16 protein-coding genes and 1 riboswitch are annotated in these 20613 nt (G+C 44.3%); of the genes, 5 read left to right on the top strand and 11 right to left on the bottom strand.

Annotation, left to right across the window (positions count from 1 at the left end):
• Nucleotides 1-69: 69 nt before the first annotated feature.
• Nucleotides 70-654, top strand: a complete 585-nt coding sequence (locus tag QWT69_RS15950; RefSeq protein ID WP_317967331.1) for an N-acetyltransferase — start codon at nt 70-72, stop codon at nt 652-654.
• A gap of 581 nt (nt 655-1235) precedes the next feature.
• Here the strand turns inward: QWT69_RS15950 and QWT69_RS15955 are convergent.
• Both QWT69_RS15955 and QWT69_RS15960 read right to left on the bottom strand, forming a co-directional pair.
• Nucleotides 1236-2627 carry a VanZ family protein gene (locus tag QWT69_RS15955; protein WP_317967332.1) on the bottom strand — a complete coding sequence of 464 codons (1392 nt, stop codon included), beginning with the start codon at nt 2625-2627 and terminating at the stop codon, nt 1236-1238.
• A gap of 671 nt (nt 2628-3298) precedes the next feature.
• Nucleotides 3299-3586, bottom strand: coding sequence for a hypothetical protein (locus QWT69_RS15960; protein WP_317967333.1), 288 nt, complete (start codon nt 3584-3586; stop codon nt 3299-3301).
• Nucleotides 3587-3999: 413 nt separating this feature from the next.
• Between QWT69_RS15960 and QWT69_RS15965 the strand changes: the two genes are divergently transcribed.
• Complete coding sequence (locus QWT69_RS15965) at nt 4000-5523, top strand: AbgT family transporter (RefSeq protein WP_317967335.1); 1524 nt, start codon at nt 4000-4002, stop codon at nt 5521-5523.
• Nucleotides 5524-5558: 35 nt separating this feature from the next.
• Here QWT69_RS15965 and QWT69_RS15970 read toward each other — a convergent pair whose 3' ends face one another.
• From QWT69_RS15970 to QWT69_RS15985, 4 genes are all read right to left on the bottom strand, one after another.
• Nucleotides 5559-7238, bottom strand: a complete 1680-nt coding sequence (locus tag QWT69_RS15970; protein WP_317967336.1) for a hypothetical protein — start codon at nt 7236-7238, stop codon at nt 5559-5561.
• A 144-nt stretch (nt 7239-7382) separates the two neighbouring features.
• Nucleotides 7383-8390: a biotin synthase BioB gene (bioB, locus tag QWT69_RS15975; RefSeq protein WP_317967338.1), complete on the bottom strand. Its 1008-nt coding sequence runs from the start codon at nt 8388-8390 to the stop codon at nt 7383-7385.
• Nucleotides 8387-8989, bottom strand: coding sequence for a biotin transporter BioY (locus tag QWT69_RS15980; protein ID WP_431312297.1), 603 nt, complete (start codon nt 8987-8989; stop codon nt 8387-8389). Before QWT69_RS15980 ends, bioB begins: the two co-directional genes overlap by 4 nt.
• 140 nt (nt 8990-9129) lie before the next feature.
• Nucleotides 9130-9354 (bottom strand): hypothetical protein, encoded by a 225-nt coding sequence (locus QWT69_RS15985; RefSeq protein ID WP_317967340.1) that lies wholly within the window; start codon nt 9352-9354, stop codon nt 9130-9132.
• A gap of 75 nt (nt 9355-9429) precedes the next feature.
• Nucleotides 9430-9536, top strand: a riboswitch (SAM riboswitch).
• 96 nt (nt 9537-9632) lie between these two features.
• Here QWT69_RS15985 and QWT69_RS15990 point away from each other — a divergent pair.
• Genes QWT69_RS15990 through QWT69_RS16000 form a run of 3 tightly spaced genes read left to right on the top strand, consistent with a single transcriptional unit; the run spans nt 9633 to nt 15419 of the window.
• Nucleotides 9633-11480 (top strand): bifunctional homocysteine S-methyltransferase/methylenetetrahydrofolate reductase, encoded by a 1848-nt coding sequence (locus tag QWT69_RS15990; protein WP_317967342.1) that lies wholly within the window; start codon nt 9633-9635, stop codon nt 11478-11480.
• Nucleotides 11473-14910 (top strand): methionine synthase, encoded by a 3438-nt coding sequence (gene metH / locus QWT69_RS15995; RefSeq protein ID WP_317967344.1) that lies wholly within the window; start codon nt 11473-11475, stop codon nt 14908-14910. The genes QWT69_RS15990 and metH overlap by 8 nt, the downstream gene beginning before the upstream one ends.
• A 53-nt stretch (nt 14911-14963) precedes the next feature.
• The gene (locus QWT69_RS16000) at nt 14964-15419 is read left to right on the top strand and encodes a soluble NSF attachment family protein (protein ID WP_317967346.1); all 456 of its coding nucleotides are present in this window, start codon (nt 14964-14966) and stop codon (nt 15417-15419) included.
• Nucleotides 15420-15479: 60 nt separating this feature from the next.
• On the opposite strand, the gene QWT69_RS16005 is transcribed toward QWT69_RS16000, so the two are convergent.
• From QWT69_RS16005 to QWT69_RS16025, 5 genes are all read right to left on the bottom strand, one after another.
• Nucleotides 15480-15875 (bottom strand): hypothetical protein, encoded by a 396-nt coding sequence (locus QWT69_RS16005; protein ID WP_317967347.1) that lies wholly within the window; start codon nt 15873-15875, stop codon nt 15480-15482.
• Between the two features lie 113 nt (nt 15876-15988).
• Nucleotides 15989-17431 carry a cryptochrome/photolyase family protein gene (locus QWT69_RS16010; RefSeq protein WP_317967349.1) on the bottom strand — a complete coding sequence of 481 codons (1443 nt, stop codon included), beginning with the start codon at nt 17429-17431 and terminating at the stop codon, nt 15989-15991.
• Between the two features lie 19 nt (nt 17432-17450).
• Nucleotides 17451-18134: an ABC transporter ATP-binding protein gene (locus tag QWT69_RS16015; protein WP_431312298.1), complete on the bottom strand. Its 684-nt coding sequence runs from the start codon at nt 18132-18134 to the stop codon at nt 17451-17453.
• Nucleotides 18135-18137: 3 nt separating this feature from the next.
• Complete coding sequence (locus tag QWT69_RS16020; RefSeq protein WP_317967353.1) at nt 18138-19205, bottom strand: ABC transporter permease; 1068 nt, start codon at nt 19203-19205, stop codon at nt 18138-18140.
• 18 nt (nt 19206-19223) lie between these two features.
• A complete protein-coding gene (locus QWT69_RS16025; RefSeq protein WP_317967355.1) occupies nt 19224-20525 on the bottom strand; it encodes a protoglobin domain-containing protein in 1302 nt (433 codons plus the stop codon).
• Nucleotides 20526-20613 lie beyond the last annotated feature (88 nt).

Below are 20613 nucleotides of genomic sequence, written 5' to 3' on the forward strand. Positions count from 1 at the left end.
ATTCACTCTCTTCACGATCCCCAACAAAAAGCTCCCGGTACACCCATACCTACGGAGGAGATTTTCAACATGAACTGGTACGACAAACTTAGTGAGTATTTCCCGATTGAAGAAATGAAATCGAAAGAGCATATGGATGCACTTCTCAAAGACAAGAAGAATGTCTATTTGAAAGAAGAAGGCCCCCATCATGTCCTGATGTTAGTTGAAACGGAAACATTCGTCTTCATCGATTATTTGTTTGTTTCAGCGGAATCACGTGGTGCTGGACTTGGACGAAAGCTTTTGGATTCATTGAAAGCGAAAGGTAAGCCAATTATTTTAGAAGTGGAACCGCTCGATTACGAAGATACGGATAGCGAGAAGCGATTGAAGTTCTACGCGCGCGAACATTTCCGCCATGCCAGCAAGATTGGTTATCGTCGCAGATCGCTTGCGACGGGTGAGCATAATGAGATGGAAATTCTGTTTTGGTCACCGACGGATGCGGATGAACAATCCGTTTATGAAGCGATGAAGACAACATATGAAGAAATCCATACGTATAAGGATGAGACATTTTACGGCGATCAATACGACCCGACTGATAAAGTGTTGTTTTTCGATAAGGAAGACAAAGAGAATATCCTCGAAGCCTTTATGGTTAGTAAATAATAGAGAAGTGAAATCAGGCAACTCCCGTAGTTTTGGGGGCTGCCTGTTTTGCATTTATGTACTGCAGAACAATGGATGGAGATAGTACACCACTGATTTGCATTTCAGCTGGAAAAGCCGTAACGAAGAATGGCTTTTGCGACTGAAGCGAAGCTTTAGGAGCGCATCGCTAATTTCGTCGGTTTCTACTCCGATTAACTAAGAGTGTAATACATAACAATCGTACCCTTATGTTGTACAAAGTCTTTAGTATTACAAGACATAATATAGTCTTACAAACGTTGATCTACGTTCCAGCCTTACGCTTTCCGGAGGGCGTGGCTTGAGCCAAGCGAACAACGAAGAGTTCGCTTTGCCGTATTTCTGTGCACTTCAGAAATTAAGGCATAATTCCAGGGTCTCAAGGCGAGTGCAAAGATATGCTCGAAAAGCTATCGCTTTATCTCGCAAAAGCCGTTCTACGTTACGACTTTCGCTAATCCTCCCGGAGTCGAAGGCTTGCACTCCAATCAACTAAGAGTGCGGTACTTCACAATCGCGCCCTTTTGTAGAATATTGATATACACAATGATAAAACCTTTTTATATTGCTGGAACTAATATAGTCATATTCGAACCATCTAATGTACTTTGAAATGCATAAACAGGTTGAAAGTATCCCTTGGAATCTAAATAGTAGCTTACTCGTACTTTATGAACTTGTAAGGTATCAATTCTATTGTTTTCGGAAAGGATCTGAAAATTCCCTTCCAAGATTTCTCCAAATGCTTCTTGTTCGCTCTTTATTTGAACATCCTTTATCTTGTCGTAGGTAATTAACTGATTCTCAATCTGCTTCACTGTATGATCATTATAATATGTTGCCGTTAAAGAACCGTCTATTAGCTGATTTCCACTAACTTTTTTATCTATTATCCACTCATACGAACCAGTATCGACTCTTTGAAAATAGAAGTCCTTTTGTATATCTACACCAAATTTCAATAAAGATTCCTTTAAGGATTCTTCATCTGTGTCTTTAGGCACTATGCCCTCATCGTGGCTTGAAAAGTCTGTAAAACTATAACCTCCATCTAAGAATTGGAACCATAAATCATATGATTTCTCTCCACTACTCCGATATATTCCTTGATCTGGATAAGATATATCTTCTATATCTGCTGCATCCACATCCATCCTTTTATAAAATGTTTCAGCAAATGCATCTGCCTCAGCTTTTGTATAACTTGGTGCCTTATAAATTGGAATAGTTGCTTTCTTAGCATTGAACTCAACATCAGAAGTAAGAGTGACTTCCTTCATATTCACTTTATTGTTTGCCACAATGGAGAGGTTTCCAAATTCCTTCAAATGATAATATGTAAACACACTTATAGATAAGATTATCACTAGTAGTAATGGCGAGAAATAGAAAAATGATGGTTTTATTCCTTTCTCTTTTATGGTGATAAAACCCATAGTGATACCATATCCAATGATTGCCCCCAATAAATTATTGAATAAATCGTCAACTACAAAATTACCGTATCCCGTTATTAATTGAACGCTTTCAATGGAAAGTGTACATAAGCCCGCTACTCCAATTGTCCATATAGCTTTTCGAAAACGTGGTTGTAATAATGGGAAAAGAATACCGAAAGGAACGAACATAAATATATTTAAATATATGAATTGCCAATGTCTAACACTAAAACTATTCCAAGTTTCACGGTATGATGAAAATAAGGAAAAGTCCATTCCAGCATTATAGGTAGGTCCCCTGTTTAAAAAAGTCACACCAACAACCATTATCACATAGCCACTAAACATCACTAGCAGAAGTAGCCTCTTCTTTGAAACACTTTTCTTCCCTTTTAAAATGGTTTTATAAACAATGAAATATATTAGAATCAATATTATCCCTAAAGTAATTACAGCTAATAATGCCAAAGAAAAATATTCTCTAACTATACCTACGATTTCTTCTAATCTCATTTTTTTCTCCTTCATACGAATTCAAAAACGATTTAATCCTTACCGCTTCTTTGCACAGTACAGAATCTTTCTCTGTTTCTAACCCATAACTGTGAATGATTTTTTAATTGGTCCGTTTACGCGATCTGGACGCAATCACTTTTTAAGCAATCGCGCCCTTATGTTGTACAAAGTTTAGAATTACTAGACATAATATAATCTTACAAACGTTGACTACGTTCCAGCCTTACGCTTTCCGGAGGGCGTGGCTTGAGCCGCTTCCTTCGCTTCGCTACGTCCAGGGTCTCAAGGCACACGCTAATCCTCCCGGAGTCGAAGGCTTGCACTCCAATCAACTAGAATATGCTATAGACATTTGGTCTAATTGAGATATTAAGGCTTTACAAAATAAGCAATGATAGGAAGGAAAACTACAACAAATAAACTTTGAAAGAACGTCACAATGATATCTCTCGTCCAAGATCTTTTTTCATGAGAACGGTACATTATTCTTTGAAACGCTAACAAAGCAATCCACCATATTAAGAAAGATATAAAAATAAAATTAAAACCGCCATAAAAATCTATATACAATCTTGATTACCTCCTTCTCCTTTTCTTCAAAATGGCCCGTTTGAAGCACAAGCTTTGTTCTTTCATTGCCCTCATTCGCGTTAATATATATTAACAGTTTAGTTTCTTTTGCTTTTTAACTCTAAGAGTATAGGCGTTATGTTTAATGAAATCGATATAACCGTTAAAACCCATAAAGCTATTTCCATCGTAGGTACAACATCTAATAATGCAGACCAATCTTTCACCTCTACCCAATCAGACACCATACTGTATCCTGCAACAAGTGTTAGTGCTGTAAATGATAATCCCATTGCCATTGCTAATTTATAGTCTTTTCCTGTTCCATACATAATTAGATTTATACAAGTCGCTATTATTGCGATAATACCCAATACCAACCACATAATTATCCCCCCCTTCCTCACTGAAAATTCTTATTAATTAGGACGGAGCGAGGTAATGAATGGTTCCATACTTGCAATGAGATGATTCAAATTCTGTTATAAATACTACTCTCCGTTGCTTGGAGTGAAAGCCGTAACGAAGAACGGCTTTTGAGAGACAAAACGTTAGTTTTTTCTAGCATATCTTTGCCTTGCTTAGGGACCCTACAGTGATGCCTTCATTTTTGCAAAGAAGATAAAAATACAGCAAAACGTATCGTCTGGAGTGCAAGGCAACAGTTTATTAAAATCCTCCTAATAGAACCCTTACCTAGTTAAATCGCCTCTCTATTTATCTGAATACATAGCATAATGAACAATAGATTTTAATACGCTAGAGGAATATGAAATCTATATAAAGGGGGAGAGAAAGAGTGGACGCTGAGACAACGAAAAAAGGGTTTTTTAACAAATTTCTAGATTTTATCGAGAAGTACGGAAACAAATTACCAGATCCCGTCATGTTATTCGTTTATATCGCCGGTCTTATTTTAGTATGTTCTGCTATATTTGGGGCACTTGGAACGACGGCAGTTAACCCTGGAACAGGCGATGAGATTAAGGTCGTCAATTTACTAAATGGTGAAGGTTTAATTATGATCTTGACGAATTTGGTAAAGAACTTTACCAGTTTCCCGCCTCTTGGACTCGTCTTAGTCGTCATGTTAGGGGTAGGACTTGCAGAGTCTACCGGTTTAATTGCTACTGTCATGAAGACGACCATATTGAATGCTCCTAAAAAGATTATCTTACCTACAATCGTCCTTGTCGCCATTTTAGGGAATGCCACTGCTGATGCAGCAATGGTCGTTTTACCGCCAATTGTCGCAATGATTTTCATTGCACTCGGGAGACACCCGATTGCCGGGCTTGCCGCTGCTTATGCATCTGTTGCTGGCGGATTTTCAGCGAACCTCATCATAAATGTATTGGATCCGCTTGTGTATGGGTTCACGGAAATTGGCGCGCATGTGTATGATCCGACCTACTCGGGAAATCCAGGGATGAACTACTATTTTCTAGCCGTATCAGCGTTAGTTTTAGTACCTGTCGCCGTGTTCGTTACGACGAAAATTGTTGAACCTAGACTTGGAAAGTATCATGGGATCACCGAAAAATTAGAGGACGTTTCAGCTGTCGAAAAGAAGGGTCTTTTATGGGCTGCCTTATCAGTAGCGCTCATCATCGGGACTGTTTTAGTTCTTTCGCTCCCTGCAAACGCATTATTACGCCATCCGGAAACAGGTGGTTTGACGACTTCACCGTTGATGGACAGCCTTGTACCGTTAATGATGATTTTATTCCTTGTTCCTTCTATTATCTATGGAAAAATTGTTAAAACCGTCAATAACTCAAAAGACTTCGCAGATCATTTGGCGAAAGCTATGTCTGGTATGGGGATGTATATTGTGATTGCTTTTGTCGCCGCACAGATGATTGCGTACTTTAATTGGAGCAATCTAGGACCTATCGTCGCCATTAAAGGTGCGGAAACGCTTGAAGCATTAGGGTTAAAAGGGCTGCCGCTCTTTATCGGATTCATCGTCGTTGCTGCTCTCATCAATTTTCTAGTGGCCAGTTCGTCTGCCAAATGGGCCATTCTCGCACCCGTTTTCGTTCCGATGTTCATGATCATGGGCTATAGTCCAGCATTGACACAAGCGGCTTATCGAATTGGGGATTCCATTACAAATCCGATTACACCTATGCTGGCATACTTCGCCATCGTTTTGACATTCGCGAAAAAGTACGATCCGAAAATGGGAATCGGGACTTTAATGACCTCTCTACTTCCCTATTCAATTGCGTTTGCTATTATGTGGATTATACTATTCGCTGTTTGGTACTTGCTTGGCATTCCTCTAGGACCTCAAGGTGAACTATTTTTGAATAAATGAAAGAAGGGTGCTCCTCACAGGGGGCACCCTTCTTCTTATTCAATCGTACTATTCTTCAGTTCCTTCACCGGCAAGAACAGTTCGCCAGTTGCTAAGTACGTGATGGATAGTCTGTCGCCTTCTTCGATATAAATGGCGAGCGGGACCGCTTCTGTCGAGACGATATAGTTCTTTCCGTCTTCTGCAAGAATCGAGACGATCGTAAAGTCACCCGCGCGTTCTTTATAAACTCTCACGACAGTCGCAACGGTCTTCTCTTCTGTGGCATCAGAACTACCGTCGACTGTGCTCCCGCCGCGTTGTAAGGCAGTTTTATACAGTCGGAGGGCTTCGTTCGGTGAGTTCGCAAAGACAGAGATTTCCGGGTTTGCTGCCGAGACGATGAAGTAGTTCTGCAGGAAGCCGTTTGAGTCTAACACTGGGGTCAACCAGCTAGCTTCGCCATAGAAATTGTAAAGTACAGGCATTTCACCGGACCATTTCTTCTCAATGAATTTCTTCTCAATAATTTGAAGGGTTCCTTGGGAATCCATGTACGACTCTTCTAAGTTACCTGTATAATACGTCGCTTCTCCCGTGCGTCCGTCTGTTAATGCATAGCCGAGCATCGAGTCGACCTCTTCTTTCGGACTTGTAAAATCAGTGAAATAATACATATGCCCGTTTTCATCGAATACAGGGCTGACATTTGCTTCCGTTCCTTCATCGGAAGGCAGTTTCACATCTTTTTTCCCGACAATCGAATTCCAGAATCCATGAATATAATTTCCGAAGTAGCTGTTTTGCAAACTGACCGCTTCAGGAGAAACGGCACCATCGATGTACTCAGGAATGTCCGCGATAGCGAAATGATCGGTCTTCCCTGTTTCAGGATCGACCATGACAATCCCTTGGACGTCGAAACCATTCCGTGCTGTAATGAATTTACCGTACGAACGGATGTAATGCGGATGTCCATCATCATCGATTTCCAATTGCACATCACCGTAAAAGATCAGGTCAGGGTATTCCATACGCATATGGCGTTCCACTTGCTTATGAAAGAACGAGGACGGCGTATAGGCCATTTCCGTCTTTACGAATTTCGGGTTATCTGCAGAGTCTGTTGCACTCATCGTGAAATATCCAGGTGTCGTCTTACCGTTCCACCATTTAAATAAACCCGAAAACTCAACAGGTGCGATATAAACAAATTTGTCATTCACTTTCTGAATCTGTAAATGGCCAAGCTCATAATAACTTGTGTTTGGCACTTGCCCAAATGCTTTTTTCATTTTATTCCGCGCAAATTTTGGTGGCACGCTTGCAGGCGTCTTTGTTTCGTCAAACGCTTTGATTTCCACTTGCTGTTCCATCTCGACAGCACTGTATTTTTTGTCCGCATTAAAAAGTGGTGCACTGAGGATGAAGGCACTCCCTACTAATGCAACTAGCGACAGAACTACTTTCACTGTACGTTCTTTCCCCGTTGCAAATAGCACGCCTGCTATCGTTACAACAAGGAATAGGGCCCATGCTGACGTCCAGTTCCGGTCGAGATTTGTCACGTAATACACCCCGAATGTGACGGCAGCAATAAGAATTGTTGTAGCCGCTAACGCTGAAACCCGGTTGAATGCAGGCTTTTCTGTTTCCTTCGATACTAATGTGATAGGGACAATGATAATTGCAGATACGATACCCGCAACAATTGAAAATAATAGTAAATTAATCATAGGCACAACTCTTTTCTGTTAAGGATTTTGCTTATATGTAAGTATACGTATGAGTGGACGATCCGTTTCATTCTAAAACAAAAAACTGTATGCAAGAGGAGGCACCCTTCTAGCACACAGTTTTTGATTGTTAGAGTAAGCTCATCAGTTGACGGCAACTTCCTTATTCGCCAGCGGTTCCAAATCGATTTCAAAACCCATGTCCTCGAGCATTTGACGGTCACGGTCACCTTCCTGCCCCGACGTCGTCAAATAATCACCGATGAAGATCGAGTTTGCAGGGTATAAGCCGAGGGGTTGAAGAGATCGCAAATTCACTTCACGCCCACCCGAAATCCGGATTTCCTTCGTCGGGTTGATATAGCGGAACAGGCATAATACTTTCAAGCAATAGAGCGGCGTCAATTCGTCCGTTCCTCCAAGCGGCGTCCCATCCACCGCATGCAAGAAATTAACGGGGATTGAATCGGCATCCATCGCATGAAGGCTTCGCGCCATTGCAATGATGTCTTCCTTCGTTTCGCGCATGCCAATAATGACTCCCGAACAGGGCGAGATGCCTGCTTCTTTCGCATGGTTAACTGTATTCACACGGTCATCGTATGTGTGTGACGTTGTAATACTTTCATGGTGTGCAGCAGATGTGTTGATGTTGTGGTTATAACGGTCGACACCTGCTTCTTTTAAACGTTTGGCTTGCTCAGGTTTTAAAATACCAAGACATGCACACACCGTCATATCTTGATGTTTCGCCTTGATCGCCTTCACAGAATCGATGACGATCTCGAGTTCACGGTTAACGGGGCCGCGACCGCTCGCGACGATACAATAAGTACCGGCATTCACGGATGCGGCACGTTCTGCACCCGCTACAATCTCTTCCTGTTTCATCATCGCGTACTTTTCAATCGGCGCTTTCGAAACGATTGACTGCGCACAATAGCCACAGTTTTCAGGACACAAACCCGATTTTGTATTGATGATCATATTAAGCTTCACTTTATTGCCAAAGTAATGGTTACGGATTTTGTAGGATGCATGCAGTAGTTGTAGCAAATCCTCGTCGGGGCTGTTTAAAATAGCGAGCCCTTCCTCATCCGTTAACTGATCTCCTGCAAGCACACGATCCGCCCATTCCCCATATATCGTCAACGGACACGCCTCACTTTCAACACTTTGTACATCCGGTGGCCAAAGATCCCCGCCAATATCGACAATAAAATATCTTTCGGTAATGGCGGAACCATCCAAAGCCAGGCAACTTTATACGTGAATGCATCAGGCGCTGCTGCCCAGAACTTATATGCAAAATACATCCAGTTTGTACCGATTAAGTAATTAATAATCATTCCGACAAGTCCAGCAATGACATAACTCCGCAAGCTGCCGTTCTTTTCAACAATTTTCCCGACGACATACGCGACAAGGATGAAAGATACGATAAATCCGAATGTCGGGAGCAAGATTGCACTGAATCCACCTTGGAATTTCGCGAACACCGGAGCACCTGCTAGACCGACGACGAGATAGACAGTCATTGCCGTCGCCCCTAACCGACTTCCGAGCAGCAAGCCTGCAAGTACCGCGAAGAATGTCTGCAAAGTTATGGGTACGCCTCCTACGACAAGGAATGGGACGAATGATGTAATATTCGCACCAATCATCATGAGTGCGGCAAACATTCCGCAGTAGACAAGACTTAACGCGCTCATTGTACTTTTTTGTTTTGGTTTCACTGTAGCTGTTGTCATAAAAACACCTCTTAGTTTGACGTTATCTTTATTAGGATAAAAGTTTTCATAACTTGTGTCAACCTAATATTATTTTAAGTTAACCTAAAAGGCATAAAATAAATCGACAGCAGGAATTTGCCGTCGACCTCATTCGTACTCTATTGCTTGTCTTCACTCTTTGGAAACAGGAAATAGGCCAATATGCCACTCAGGACAGCAGCCCCCAGTGTAATATAGATTCGGGTCATGCCCGGTACTTCCTGAAAGTTCAAATTGAGCATATACCACGATATCCCCGCGACGAGAAGCGCGATGGGAACTGAAAATTTAAAGATCCTCACTGTTTTCACCTTCCACTCATATTCATATGCCCATTCTATCATATTTCATCAGACTCTTGACGGAACAACTTTTTCACGATATGATGTGTTAAATTATTCAAACAATTTCATATCGTTTTCTTATCAAGAGAAGCCGAGGGACTGGCCCGTAGACGCTTCAGCAACCAGCCATTTATGGTCAGGTGCTAATTCCAGCAGGTTTTCATAAACCTGATAGATAAGAAGGTAGCGAGCCATCGCATTTTTAAAGCCTTCTTCCGAGAAGGCTTTTTTCTGTTTTCATACAAATCTCATATTACCGGAAAAGGGATGATTTTATAATGAACTTACTAGAAAACTTGAAGAAAAATGTATTGGTGGCGGACGGCGCGATGGGGACTGTACTCTATTCGCATGGTATTGATTTTTGTTATGAAGAACTGAATGTCGCAAAACCTGACATCATCGAGAAGATCCACCTCGATTATATAGCGGCTGGAGCGGATATTATCCAGACGAATACATACAGCGCCAACGCACTCAAACTTGCGCGCTATGGCATGGAAGATCGCGTGAAGGAATTCAATGAAGCCGCCATCAAGATTGCAAAACGCGCAGCGGCTCCAGGCAATCAATACGTCCTCGGAACAATCGGGGGTTTGCGGGGCATCCGTAAAAGTGATGCCTCATTAGCGGAAGTCGTTACAATTGTGCGCCAGCAGGCTGAAGCCTTATTAACTGGCGATCCCGATGGCCTGCTACTTGAAACGTATTATGATTTTGATGAGCTGTCCACAGTCGTCAAAGAGCTGCGAAAACTGACAAACCGGCCAATCATCGCACAAGTTTCAATGGATGAACCCGGTGTGTTGAAAAACGGGATGCCGTTGAATGATGCGTTGCATGAACTTGAAGCAATTGGAGCAGACATTGTCGGTGTCAACTGCAGATTAGGGCCGTATCATACAATCCAAGCATTCGAAAAAGTGACGTTGCCCAAGCGTGCATTCTTGTCTGCTGCTCCAAATGCAAGCTTACTGGATGTAGAAGACGGTCGCATTGTTTATGTGTCTGAAGCGGATTATTTCGGACGCGCGGCAGCACTGCTACGTTCTGAAGGTGTTCGTCTTATCGGAGGATGTTGTGGAACGACTCCACAACATATCGCGGCTGCAAAAAAGCATGTAAGCGGACTTGCACCGATTACGAAAAAAAACGTGATACCGCATAAACCGATTGTCATCCGTGAAGCGGATCCAACGAAATTCGAACCGCTTCACGAAAAAGCGAAAACTACACGCACAGTCATCGTCGAGCTCGATACACCGAGACATTTGGAAACGGAACAATACTTCATCGGCGCTAACCAGCTATACGATGCAGGTGTCGATGCCGTAACGATGGCGGATAACTCTCTCGCCTCCCCGCGAATTAGCAACATGGCGATGGGCGCGATTATGAAACAACAACATAATGTACGTCCTCTTGTACATTTGACGTGCCGTGACCACAATCTGATTGGTTTGCAATCGCATTTAATGGGACTTGATGCACTTGGCATCCATGACCTACTGGCAGTTACGGGAGATCCGACAAAAGTCGGTGACTTCCCTGGCGCGACGAGTGTATATGACGTGTCGAGTATGGAACTGCTGCAATTGATCAAGCAGTTGAATGAAGGGATTTCATTCACAGGGAAACCGTTACGTAAAAAGGCGAAGTTTTCTGTAGCGGCGGCATTTAACCCAAATGTCCGTGTCCTTGACCGGGCAGTACAACGGCTGGAGAAGAAAATCGAGTGCGGTGCCGATTACTTCATCACACAACCCGTCTATTCAAAAGAAAAGATTCTCGACATCTACGAAGCAACAAAGCATTTGGATACGCCGATTTTCATCGGGATCATGCCCTTGACGAATATTCGAAACGCTGAATTCCTTCATCACGAAGTTCCGGGCATCAAGTTGTCCGAGGAAGTGCTTGCTCGAATGGAAGCATGCGGCGATGACCGCGACAAAGCGTCAGAGGAAGGCATTCAAATTGCAAAAGAGCTTATCGATACGGCGGCTGAGTTGTTCAACGGGATCTATATCATTACACCATTCCTACGCTACGAGATGTCGCTTGAACTTGTCCAACATATTAACGAACTCGATGCAAAGAAAGAGAGGAATATTGTCCATGTCTAAACATCTTATAGAAAAGCAACTTCAGAACAGAATACTCATCCTGGATGGCGCGATGGGCACGATGCTCCAAGCCGAAGACCTCTCCACTGAAGATTTTGGTGGAGAAGAATACGACGGTTGCAACGAGTACTTGACTATTTTACGGCCTGACATCATTGAGAAAATACATCTAGGATACTTGGAAGCAGGTTCGGATATCATCTGCACGAACACATTCGGCGGAACCCCTCTTGTTCTGGATGAATTCAGCCTCGGACACCGTGCTGTGGAGATTAATAAACGCGCTGTGGAAAACGCGAAAAAGTGTGCAGAAGAATATGCAACACCTGATTGGCCACGCTTCGTTGCCGGCGCAATCGGTCCGACGACAAAAACACTTTCTGTCACGGGCGGCATTACGTTCGATAAACTTTCGCAAGACTTCTATGTGCAAGCGAAGGCGTTGGTCGAAGGCGGCGCTGACTTACTGCTCATGGAAACGAGCCAAGATATGCTTAACGTCAAGGCTGGAACGCTCGGCATCAAACGGGCTTTTGAAGAAACAGGTATTGAACTGCCGATTATGATTTCAGGGACGATTGAACCGATGGGCACAACACTCGCCGGACAAAGTATCGAAGCATTTTATATTTCCATTGAACACATTAAGCCCTTATCTGTTGGATTGAATTGTGCAACGGGTCCTGAATTCATGACGGATCATTTACGCTCATTGTCGGAACTTGCGACAAGTTATGTCACCTGTTATCCGAATGCCGGACTGCCGGACGAAGAGGGTCATTATCATGAGTCCCCTGAGTCTTTATCACAGAAATTAAAAGGTTTTGCCGATAAAGGTTGGTTGAATATGGTCGGCGGCTGTTGCGGAACGACACCTGAACATATCCGTGTATTGCGTGAAGCGGTTAACGGACTGACGCCTCGTCAGAAACCTGAAAGTGTACATGAACATAGTATTTCAGGGATCGAACCGCTACTATATGAACCGTCAATGAGACCGCTGTTGATTGGAGAACGAACGAACGTAATTGGGTCAAGGAAGTTCAAACGCCTTATTGTCGATGAAAAGTTTGAAGAGGCTTCTGAAATTGCGCGTGCCCAAGTACGTGGAGGGGCGCACGTTCTTGACATTTGTTTAGCCAATCCGGATCGTGATGAGCTAGAAGATATGAAAAGGTTCATGCAGGAAGTCGTGAAGAAAGTGAAGGTTCCGCTTGTTATTGACTCGACGGACGAGAATGTAATTGAAGAAGCATTGAAGTTTTCACAAGGGAAAGCGATCATTAATTCCATCAACTTGGAAGATGGGGAGGAACGTTTTGATGCGGTCATGCCGCTAGTCAAAAAGTTTGGTGCGGCTGTCGTAGTCGGTACGATTGACGAAATCGGCATGGCGGTCACCCGTGAACGGAAACTTGAAATTGCAGAACGTTCGTATGATCTGCTAGTGAATAAATGGGGACTGCCCCCTGAAGATATTATTTTCGACCCACTCGTCTTCCCTGTTGGAACGGGCGATGCACAATATATCGGTTCCGCGGTAGAAACAATTGAAGGCATTCGGTTAATCAAGGAGAAAATGCCGCTAGCCTTGACAACACTTGGTGTGAGTAACGTGTCATTCGGTTTGCCTCCTGTCGGTCGCGAGGTGTTGAACGCGGTGTATTTATATCACTGCACTCAAGCAGGCCTCGATTACGCGATTGTCAATACAGAGAAATTGGAAAGGTACGCTTCTATTCCAGAGGCGGAAATTAAGCTTGCGAATGATCTATTATTTACGACGACGGATCAGACGTTAGCCGATTTCGCTGATTTCTACCGTGATAAAAAGAAGGAAAAGACGGAGGATGATATTCCGAAGACGGTTCCTGAGCGGCTGGCGTATTACGTAGTTGAAGGGACGAAAGAAGGATTAATTCCTGATTTAGAAGCGGCTCTGGAAATGTATGATACGCCGCTGGATGTGATTAACGGGCCGTTAATGGTAGGAATGTCCGAGGTTGGAAGGTTGTTTAATGATAACAAGTTGATTGTTGCGGAAGTATTGCAAAGTGCCGAAGTGATGAAGGCATCGGTGACGTTCCTGGAGCAGTTCATGGAGAAGAATGAAAATGATACGGGTAAGGGGAAAATGGTTCTTGCGACGGTTAAAGGGGATGTCCATGACATCGGTAAGAATTTGGTGGAAATTATTTTGAGCAATAACGGGTTCCGTGTGGTCGATATCGGGATTAAAGTGACACCTGCGACGTTAATCGACGTCATTCGTAAAGAAAAACCGGATATTATCGGGTTGTCCGGTCTCCTTGTAAAATCTGCGCAACAGATGGTTATTACGGCACAGGATTTTAAAGCCGCAGGTATTCATATACCGATCATGGTTGGTGGGGCTGCGTTGACGCGGAGATTTACTGAGACGAAAATCGCACCAGAATATGACGGACCGGTTATTTTTGCGAAGGATGCGATGCAAGGATTGGATCTGGCCAATCGTCTACAAAGCGGAGACAAAGAAGCATTGTTGCTCGAGATTTCAGACAAACAGGAGAAGAGGATGGAGTCGGAAGCTGTGCGGGCGACGCGTGATACGGCGGTCGCTGTGTTGCCAAAGCCAGTGAAGACGGTTCGGGAAGATGCGCCAGTGTTTGTACCAAGTGATTTGCGGCGCCGGGTGATGAAAGATTATTCAGTAGCCCATTTACACCCATATGTGAATATGCGGACATTGATCGGTCATCATCTCGGCTTGCGCGGCAATGTTGACAAAATGCTGGAGAACCGTGAAGAACGTGCGCTGCAGTTGCATGAGATGGTGACAGGATTCCTGAACTCTGGCAATTTGTCTGCGTCGGGCTTGTATCAGTTCTTCCCTGCACAGGCGGATGGCGATGATGTCGTTGTTTATGATCCGACTGATTCGAAAACGGAGATCGAACGGTTTTCATTCCCGCGTCAAAGCAAAGATCCATTCCTATGTCTCGCTGATTTTTTGAAGACGGTGGAAAGCGGTGAAATGGATTATATCGCATTGATGCAAGTAACGGCAGGACATGGCGTACGGGCTTTTGCAACTGAATTGAAAGCACAAGGTAAGTTTCTAGAAAGTCATGCCTTCCAGGCGACAGCGCTTGAGTTAGCGGAAGGGTTCGCGGAGCGTGTTCATCAGGAAATCCGTGACCAATGGGGCTTCCCGGATGCGACCGATTTTACGATGCGCGACCGATTTGCTGCGAAATATCAAGGTCAGCGATTTTCATTCGGCTATCCGGCGTGTCCAAATCTTGAGGATCAGTCCAAGCTATTCGGCTTGCTGAAGCCTGAGGATATTGGCGTCCATTTGACGGAAGAGTTCATGATGGAACCGGAAGCGTCCGTGTCCGCCATCGTATTTGCGCATCCGGATGCTAGGTATTTTAATGTGGATTGAGTGGATAGTAGTGAGTCGTCTCCTGTTTGACGGGAGGCGGCTTTTTTTGCTGGATGGATTGGGTGTTTTACGAGCGCAGGGCTAAGGTTTACGAGCGCGGCGGGGACTTTTATGAGCGCGGCGGGGACTTTTATGAGCGCGGGGCTGAGGTTTACGGGCGCGGCGGGGACTTTTACGAGCGCGGGGCTGAGGTTTACGGGCGCGGCGGGGACTTTTACGAGCGCGGGGCTGAGGTTTACGAGCGCGGCGGGGACTTTTACGAGCGCGGGGTTGAGGTTTACGGGCGCGGCGGGGACTTTTATGAGCGCGGGGCTGAGGTTTACGGGCGCGGCGGGGACTTTTACGAGCGCAGGGTTGAGCGATTCTTCGCGCATGTTGAGCGGTTTTCACCCCATGTTGAGCAGATTCTCGCGCATGTTGAGCGGATTCTCGTGCATGTTGAGCGGTTTTCACCCCATGTTGAGCGGTTCTTCCTTGAAGGCGAAGAATGCTGTTCTGTTTATGGATAAGATCAAACAAAGAAAAACTGTCCCCCGCCGGATAACCCGACTTGGAGACAGTTTACATTTTTATCGTCGTCTGCCGCAGCAGCCTCCGCCGCCCATGCCTGGTCCCATTCCTGGGCCCCAGCCCGTTCCTGGTCCCATTCCCGGTCCCATGCCTGCAGGTCCTACTCCAGTTGGTCCCATTCCTGGTCGGATTGGCGCTCCCATTACATTTTGAGTTGACTCTGTATAGTAATGTCTTGGCGTTATGACAGGATGTTGGCGATTTACATTTACAATCGGATGTACGTAAGGTTGCTCGACTGGGAAGAATGTGTCATTAAAACGGCATTGTGTCGGACAAACGATTGGTCGCATTTGAGAATTCTGTGGCATTTGACTTGCCGGCATCATTTGATTTGGATTCCACTGTCCTTGTGGCATCATTTGATTTTGATTCCATTGTCCTTGTTGCATCATCTTCACTCACCCCCTCCCTCTATTACATGTCACAAAGGGAAGGACAGACGGGCGAGCGACCAGTACCGAAACAATAACCTCGACAATTTGTCTAATCGATCAGAGTGTCTATGTCAGACTGGCGGTTCTTCCGCTCGGCCTTTAATTTGCTGGAAAGCTGCAAGTGCACGTTTTCTAGCAGCAGCATGGTCAACAATGGGCGATGGATAGGTAAGGCCAATTTCCACGCCTGATTCGTTCAAAATATCCATTGGTGCTGCAGACGGTTTATGGATGTAAGCAGTTGGCAATGTCGCTAGTTCAGGTACCCATTTTCGAATATAGTCACCGTTCGGATCAAATTTCTCACTTTGCAAATAGGGGTTAAAGATTCTAAAATACGGAGACGAGTCAATGCCACTTCCCGCAACCCACTGCCAACCAGTCGCATTGTTCGCCATATCGTAATCGATGAGATTTTTTTCGAACCAATTGTAGCCGTCCTGCCAAGGAATCAGGAGATGCTTAACTAGAAAGGAAGCTGCTACCATGCGCACACGATTATGAATTACGCCCGTTTCCCGCAACTCTCGCATCCCTGCATCGATGAGCGGATAGCCTGTCCGTCCCTCTTGCCATTTTCTAAATTCTTCATCTGTCCGTTGCCAAGGAAACGCAAGGAACTGCTTACGTAAAGGCAGTCGGATCATATCTGGATGATGGATGAGTTGGTGGTAGGCGAATTCCCGCCATGCTAACTGTCTAAGGAATGCTTCGACGGACTGATGCAAAACAGGGTTCGAATCTTCTTCATTCAGTCGTCTCGCCGCATGCCAAACCGCCTTTACACTTATATTGCCCATCGCTAAAAATGGTGACAGTGTGGACGTTGCACCGCTGGAAATCATATCACGTTCTTTTTTATAATGAAGCAATGCATCTTCTGAAAACGTCCGCCATGTTTCAATCGCCGCCTCTTCCCCAGGTTGCCAGTGCTTTTCCATTGAAGGAAAACGTTCGGGCAACCCCAGCTCGTCAAGATTCAGTGACGAGATTCCGTCTGCGAATCCTTCCATTTCTACAGGGACCGGATGCGGATGTACAACATTCTCCTGTAACATTCGATTCCAATAAGACGTAAATACTTTGTATGGTTCACCTTTTCCATTCAATAAATCTGGCGAAAATAATAGATTTCCGGTGAAACGATTGACTTCCACACCAATTGATTCAAGCTGTTTCGTAATCCGTTCCTGTCTCAGCTGCTCAACGGGTTCATAGCGGTCATTGAAATAGAATGCGTCTGCTTTTGATTCTTTCATTACGTCAATAATGGCTTCGAATTCATTTCCCGCCTTAATAATCAAGTTCAGTTCACGGATTCGCAACTTCGATTTCAATTCCTTCAATGAATGATACAGCCACCAAGAGGTGCCTTCGTTGTCAGCGTATTCTGCCTGATCCTGTTCAGACCAGATGAACAGCGGAATGATGGCACCTCTTCTTGAAGCTTCCCATAAAGCGGGGTGATCGTGTAATCTGAAATCTTTTCTGAACCATACAATCGTCCGCTTCATGATGTTTCCCTCCTAGCTGTCAATCATTCTCTTCTTGAAGTTTAAGTACCCCATCTGTCATGTTATACACTTTATCGCAATAACCAATGAGCCGTGTATCATGTGTCACAACTATACTTGTCGTATTCTTGCTCTTTGTTTCACGTTTTAACAGTTCCATCACTTCATACGCCCGGTCCGAGTCAAGCGACGCGGTCGGTTCATCCGCAAGTAGGATCGATGGATTGCTATAGAGTGATTTTGCAATAGCCACTCGCTGACGTTCCCCGCCTGACAGGTCAGACGGATACTTGTCACGTAATTCCCCGATACCAAGATCTTCGTATAATTGCTCGATTTCATCGCCACTCATATTGTTCTTTTTCACTTTGTCGAGTAGCTTCATCTGCTTTGCGACAGAAAGGAAAGGAATCAGATTCGAAGCTTGAAGGATGAATCCGATTTCATGTAATCGAATATTCGACCGTTGTTTTTCACTCATCCCTGTTACATTCTGTCCATTTAATATGACATCACCGGTGCTTGGAGAAAGCAGACCTCCGACAATGGTCAGGAATGTACTTTTCCCAGAACCCGAAGGCCCGATAATAGCTATCAATTCTCCGCGCTTTGCTTCGAAGTCCGTCTTTTTCAACGCTTCGACTTTCTTATGACCACTACCAAATGTCTTCGTCACTTGTTTTAACTCGAGTACAGTCGTCATCATTCACCCTCCAATCGCTTTCAATGGATCTATACGTACAATCGTCAACACAGAGAACACTGCACCGATAATGGCAACAGCGATCAGCACCGCTCCGTAAATCAGCATCGTCGGGATGTCAAACGATACCGGTACAGCTGCAGGTAGGAATGCGCCTGTCACAAGCGTTAATGCCAATCCGATTAGGACGCCGATCGCTGCTAGTACAAACGTCTGGGCGATGACCGATTTCGATAAGTAAAGATTTGAGATTCCTTGTGCTTTCATGACGCCAAACATACTAATTTTTTGCACGGTCAAGACGTACAGGAAAATCGCAACGATGATGGCAGAAATCGCAAATAAGAAGTAAATCATAAATGTCAGTGTCAGGTTCTGCTCAGTATACCCTGGCAAGTTCTCGATGAACGTTTCAATCTCGATCACTTCGAGTTTATCGTCGGTAATGATACCTTCCAGTTTGTCGCCTTTAATAACAATCGCATTGATGCGCTCGGCATTAGCTTCTGCCCCTTCGCCGTACTTCACACGTTGAAGTGTGTCAAGATCTGCGTAAAGAACTGGTGAAGCATTGAATCTTCCTTTATCGGTAAATCCTACGATCTTCAGCTTCTCCTCGGACGAGGACAATTGAAGCTCATCTCCGACCTTAAATCCGGATTCTTTCAACGAACTATCCGCAATGACTTCATTGTCACTCGCGAACGCTTCGCCTTCTGTCACTTCCGGCATGATGAATTCGTCTTGTCGGATACCAAAAATAGAGACGTTTTCTTTTTCTTCACCGTTACCCGCGATTGCACTCAACTGACCGAGTATCGCGGTTTCCTCTGCTTGCACATCATCCAGCTGGTCAATGAACATCGAAGACTGGTATAAGCTCTTATCCGATTCTTCGGTAAGCACAATGCCGGATGCTTTCCACTTATCGACCGATTCCCGGTTCAAATCTTTTAATCCCGTCGCAAGGCCTGACAGGAAGAAGACGAGGTACGCTACGAGCATCAAAACGCCCGTTATGAGGACGAAACGCAATTTGTTCTTTTTAATCTCATTCCACGCTAAAAACATCTAGTCAACTCCCAGATTTCATAATTGTATTGCGGTCTGATGAAGATTATCTGCAGTCACTGCTACTTTTTTCGTATCTTCACCGATTTCCCTAATGACTTCTACAAGACTTTCCACTTCGTCTTCAATTAAATGAATATGTCGATCATTTTCTTCGACGGCTTTCAGGATTTTCTGGAACTTCTGTTGGGATTCCTTGGAACCAAGCATGCCGAGTGAAACACTTTTGCGCACTTCGCCAATTGTGCCCACAGCCTGGTCGGTCAAACCGGTCGATGTACGAACAAGACCTGTAATCTGCTCAACGGATACCTTAGACTGTTCTGCCAAGTTCCGTACTTCCTGCGCGACAACCGCAAAGCCCAGACCCGCTTCACCCGCGCGTGCTGCCTCGATTGAAGCATTGAGCGCCAATAGGTTCGTCTGTTCAGCAATTTGCTTCACCATGACGATGATCTCAATGATTTCATTTGATGAAACTTTCAAGCTACCGACTAGGCCTTCCATCTTTTCAGTGCTACCGTCAATGAAGGCCATTTGTTTTTCAAGTTCCTGCACTTTTTCATTGCCCAGTACTGCGAATGACTGGATATCACTGACGCTCACCACATTGGAGTGGATACTTGAACTTATACTTAATGCATTCTCATTCACTTGTTCGATAGATGTACTCGTTTCTTCTGTCAATGAAGCTAAGTCTTCGCTGATTGCGGAAATCTTGCCCTTCAATTCAAATTTTACTTTATCATATTGTTTTACACGCAACTCTTCATGTTTCTTCTCGTACTCTTCCAATACGATTTGCATTTCGAAGTTGATGAGTTTGGACAGGACAGCTGCTGCACGTTCTTTCTCTTCCCATTCCCTCATGCCCTCGGTTATCAAACGGAGAAGAGCGGATTGAATTTGCAAAAATGTACCCATATACCATTTCGGTTCGACACCCATACTAAAATGGATACTTGCTATTTTCACTTTTTTACTAATTGTCTTCGAGTCAATTCTTCCATCAAACATTTCCACAATATAATCGGCTAATACTTTTTTTAAATAGTCGACATTCGTCCGACTCTCAATGATGGTTTGTAATGAAGGAACGGCGAGCACATTGTTATAAAAGACGGTCACAACCTCATCGATTCTGTTTTTAATAGTCGTTTGATATGTATGAAGCAATGCTACATCTCCGACGGTAAAATCAATCAGCTTCATCTGTTTTTCAAGCTCAGGATAGTTTTGCAAATCGACTACTGCTTGCATGACTGCTGATTGGGTACTAGTTTGCGTGGCAGGTGTACGTTTGCCCCATTTGAAGTTCATACTTTATTCCCCCTATTATAGAACTATATATCCCCATTATGAAGAGGTGTACACCCTTTGTCAAATGATTGTATAGTCTTTTATCAAA

Origin of the sequence: Sporosarcina oncorhynchi (assembly GCF_033304615.1) — a bacterium.
Taxonomy (GTDB): Bacteria; Bacillota; Bacilli; order Bacillales_A; family Planococcaceae; genus Sporosarcina; species Sporosarcina oncorhynchi.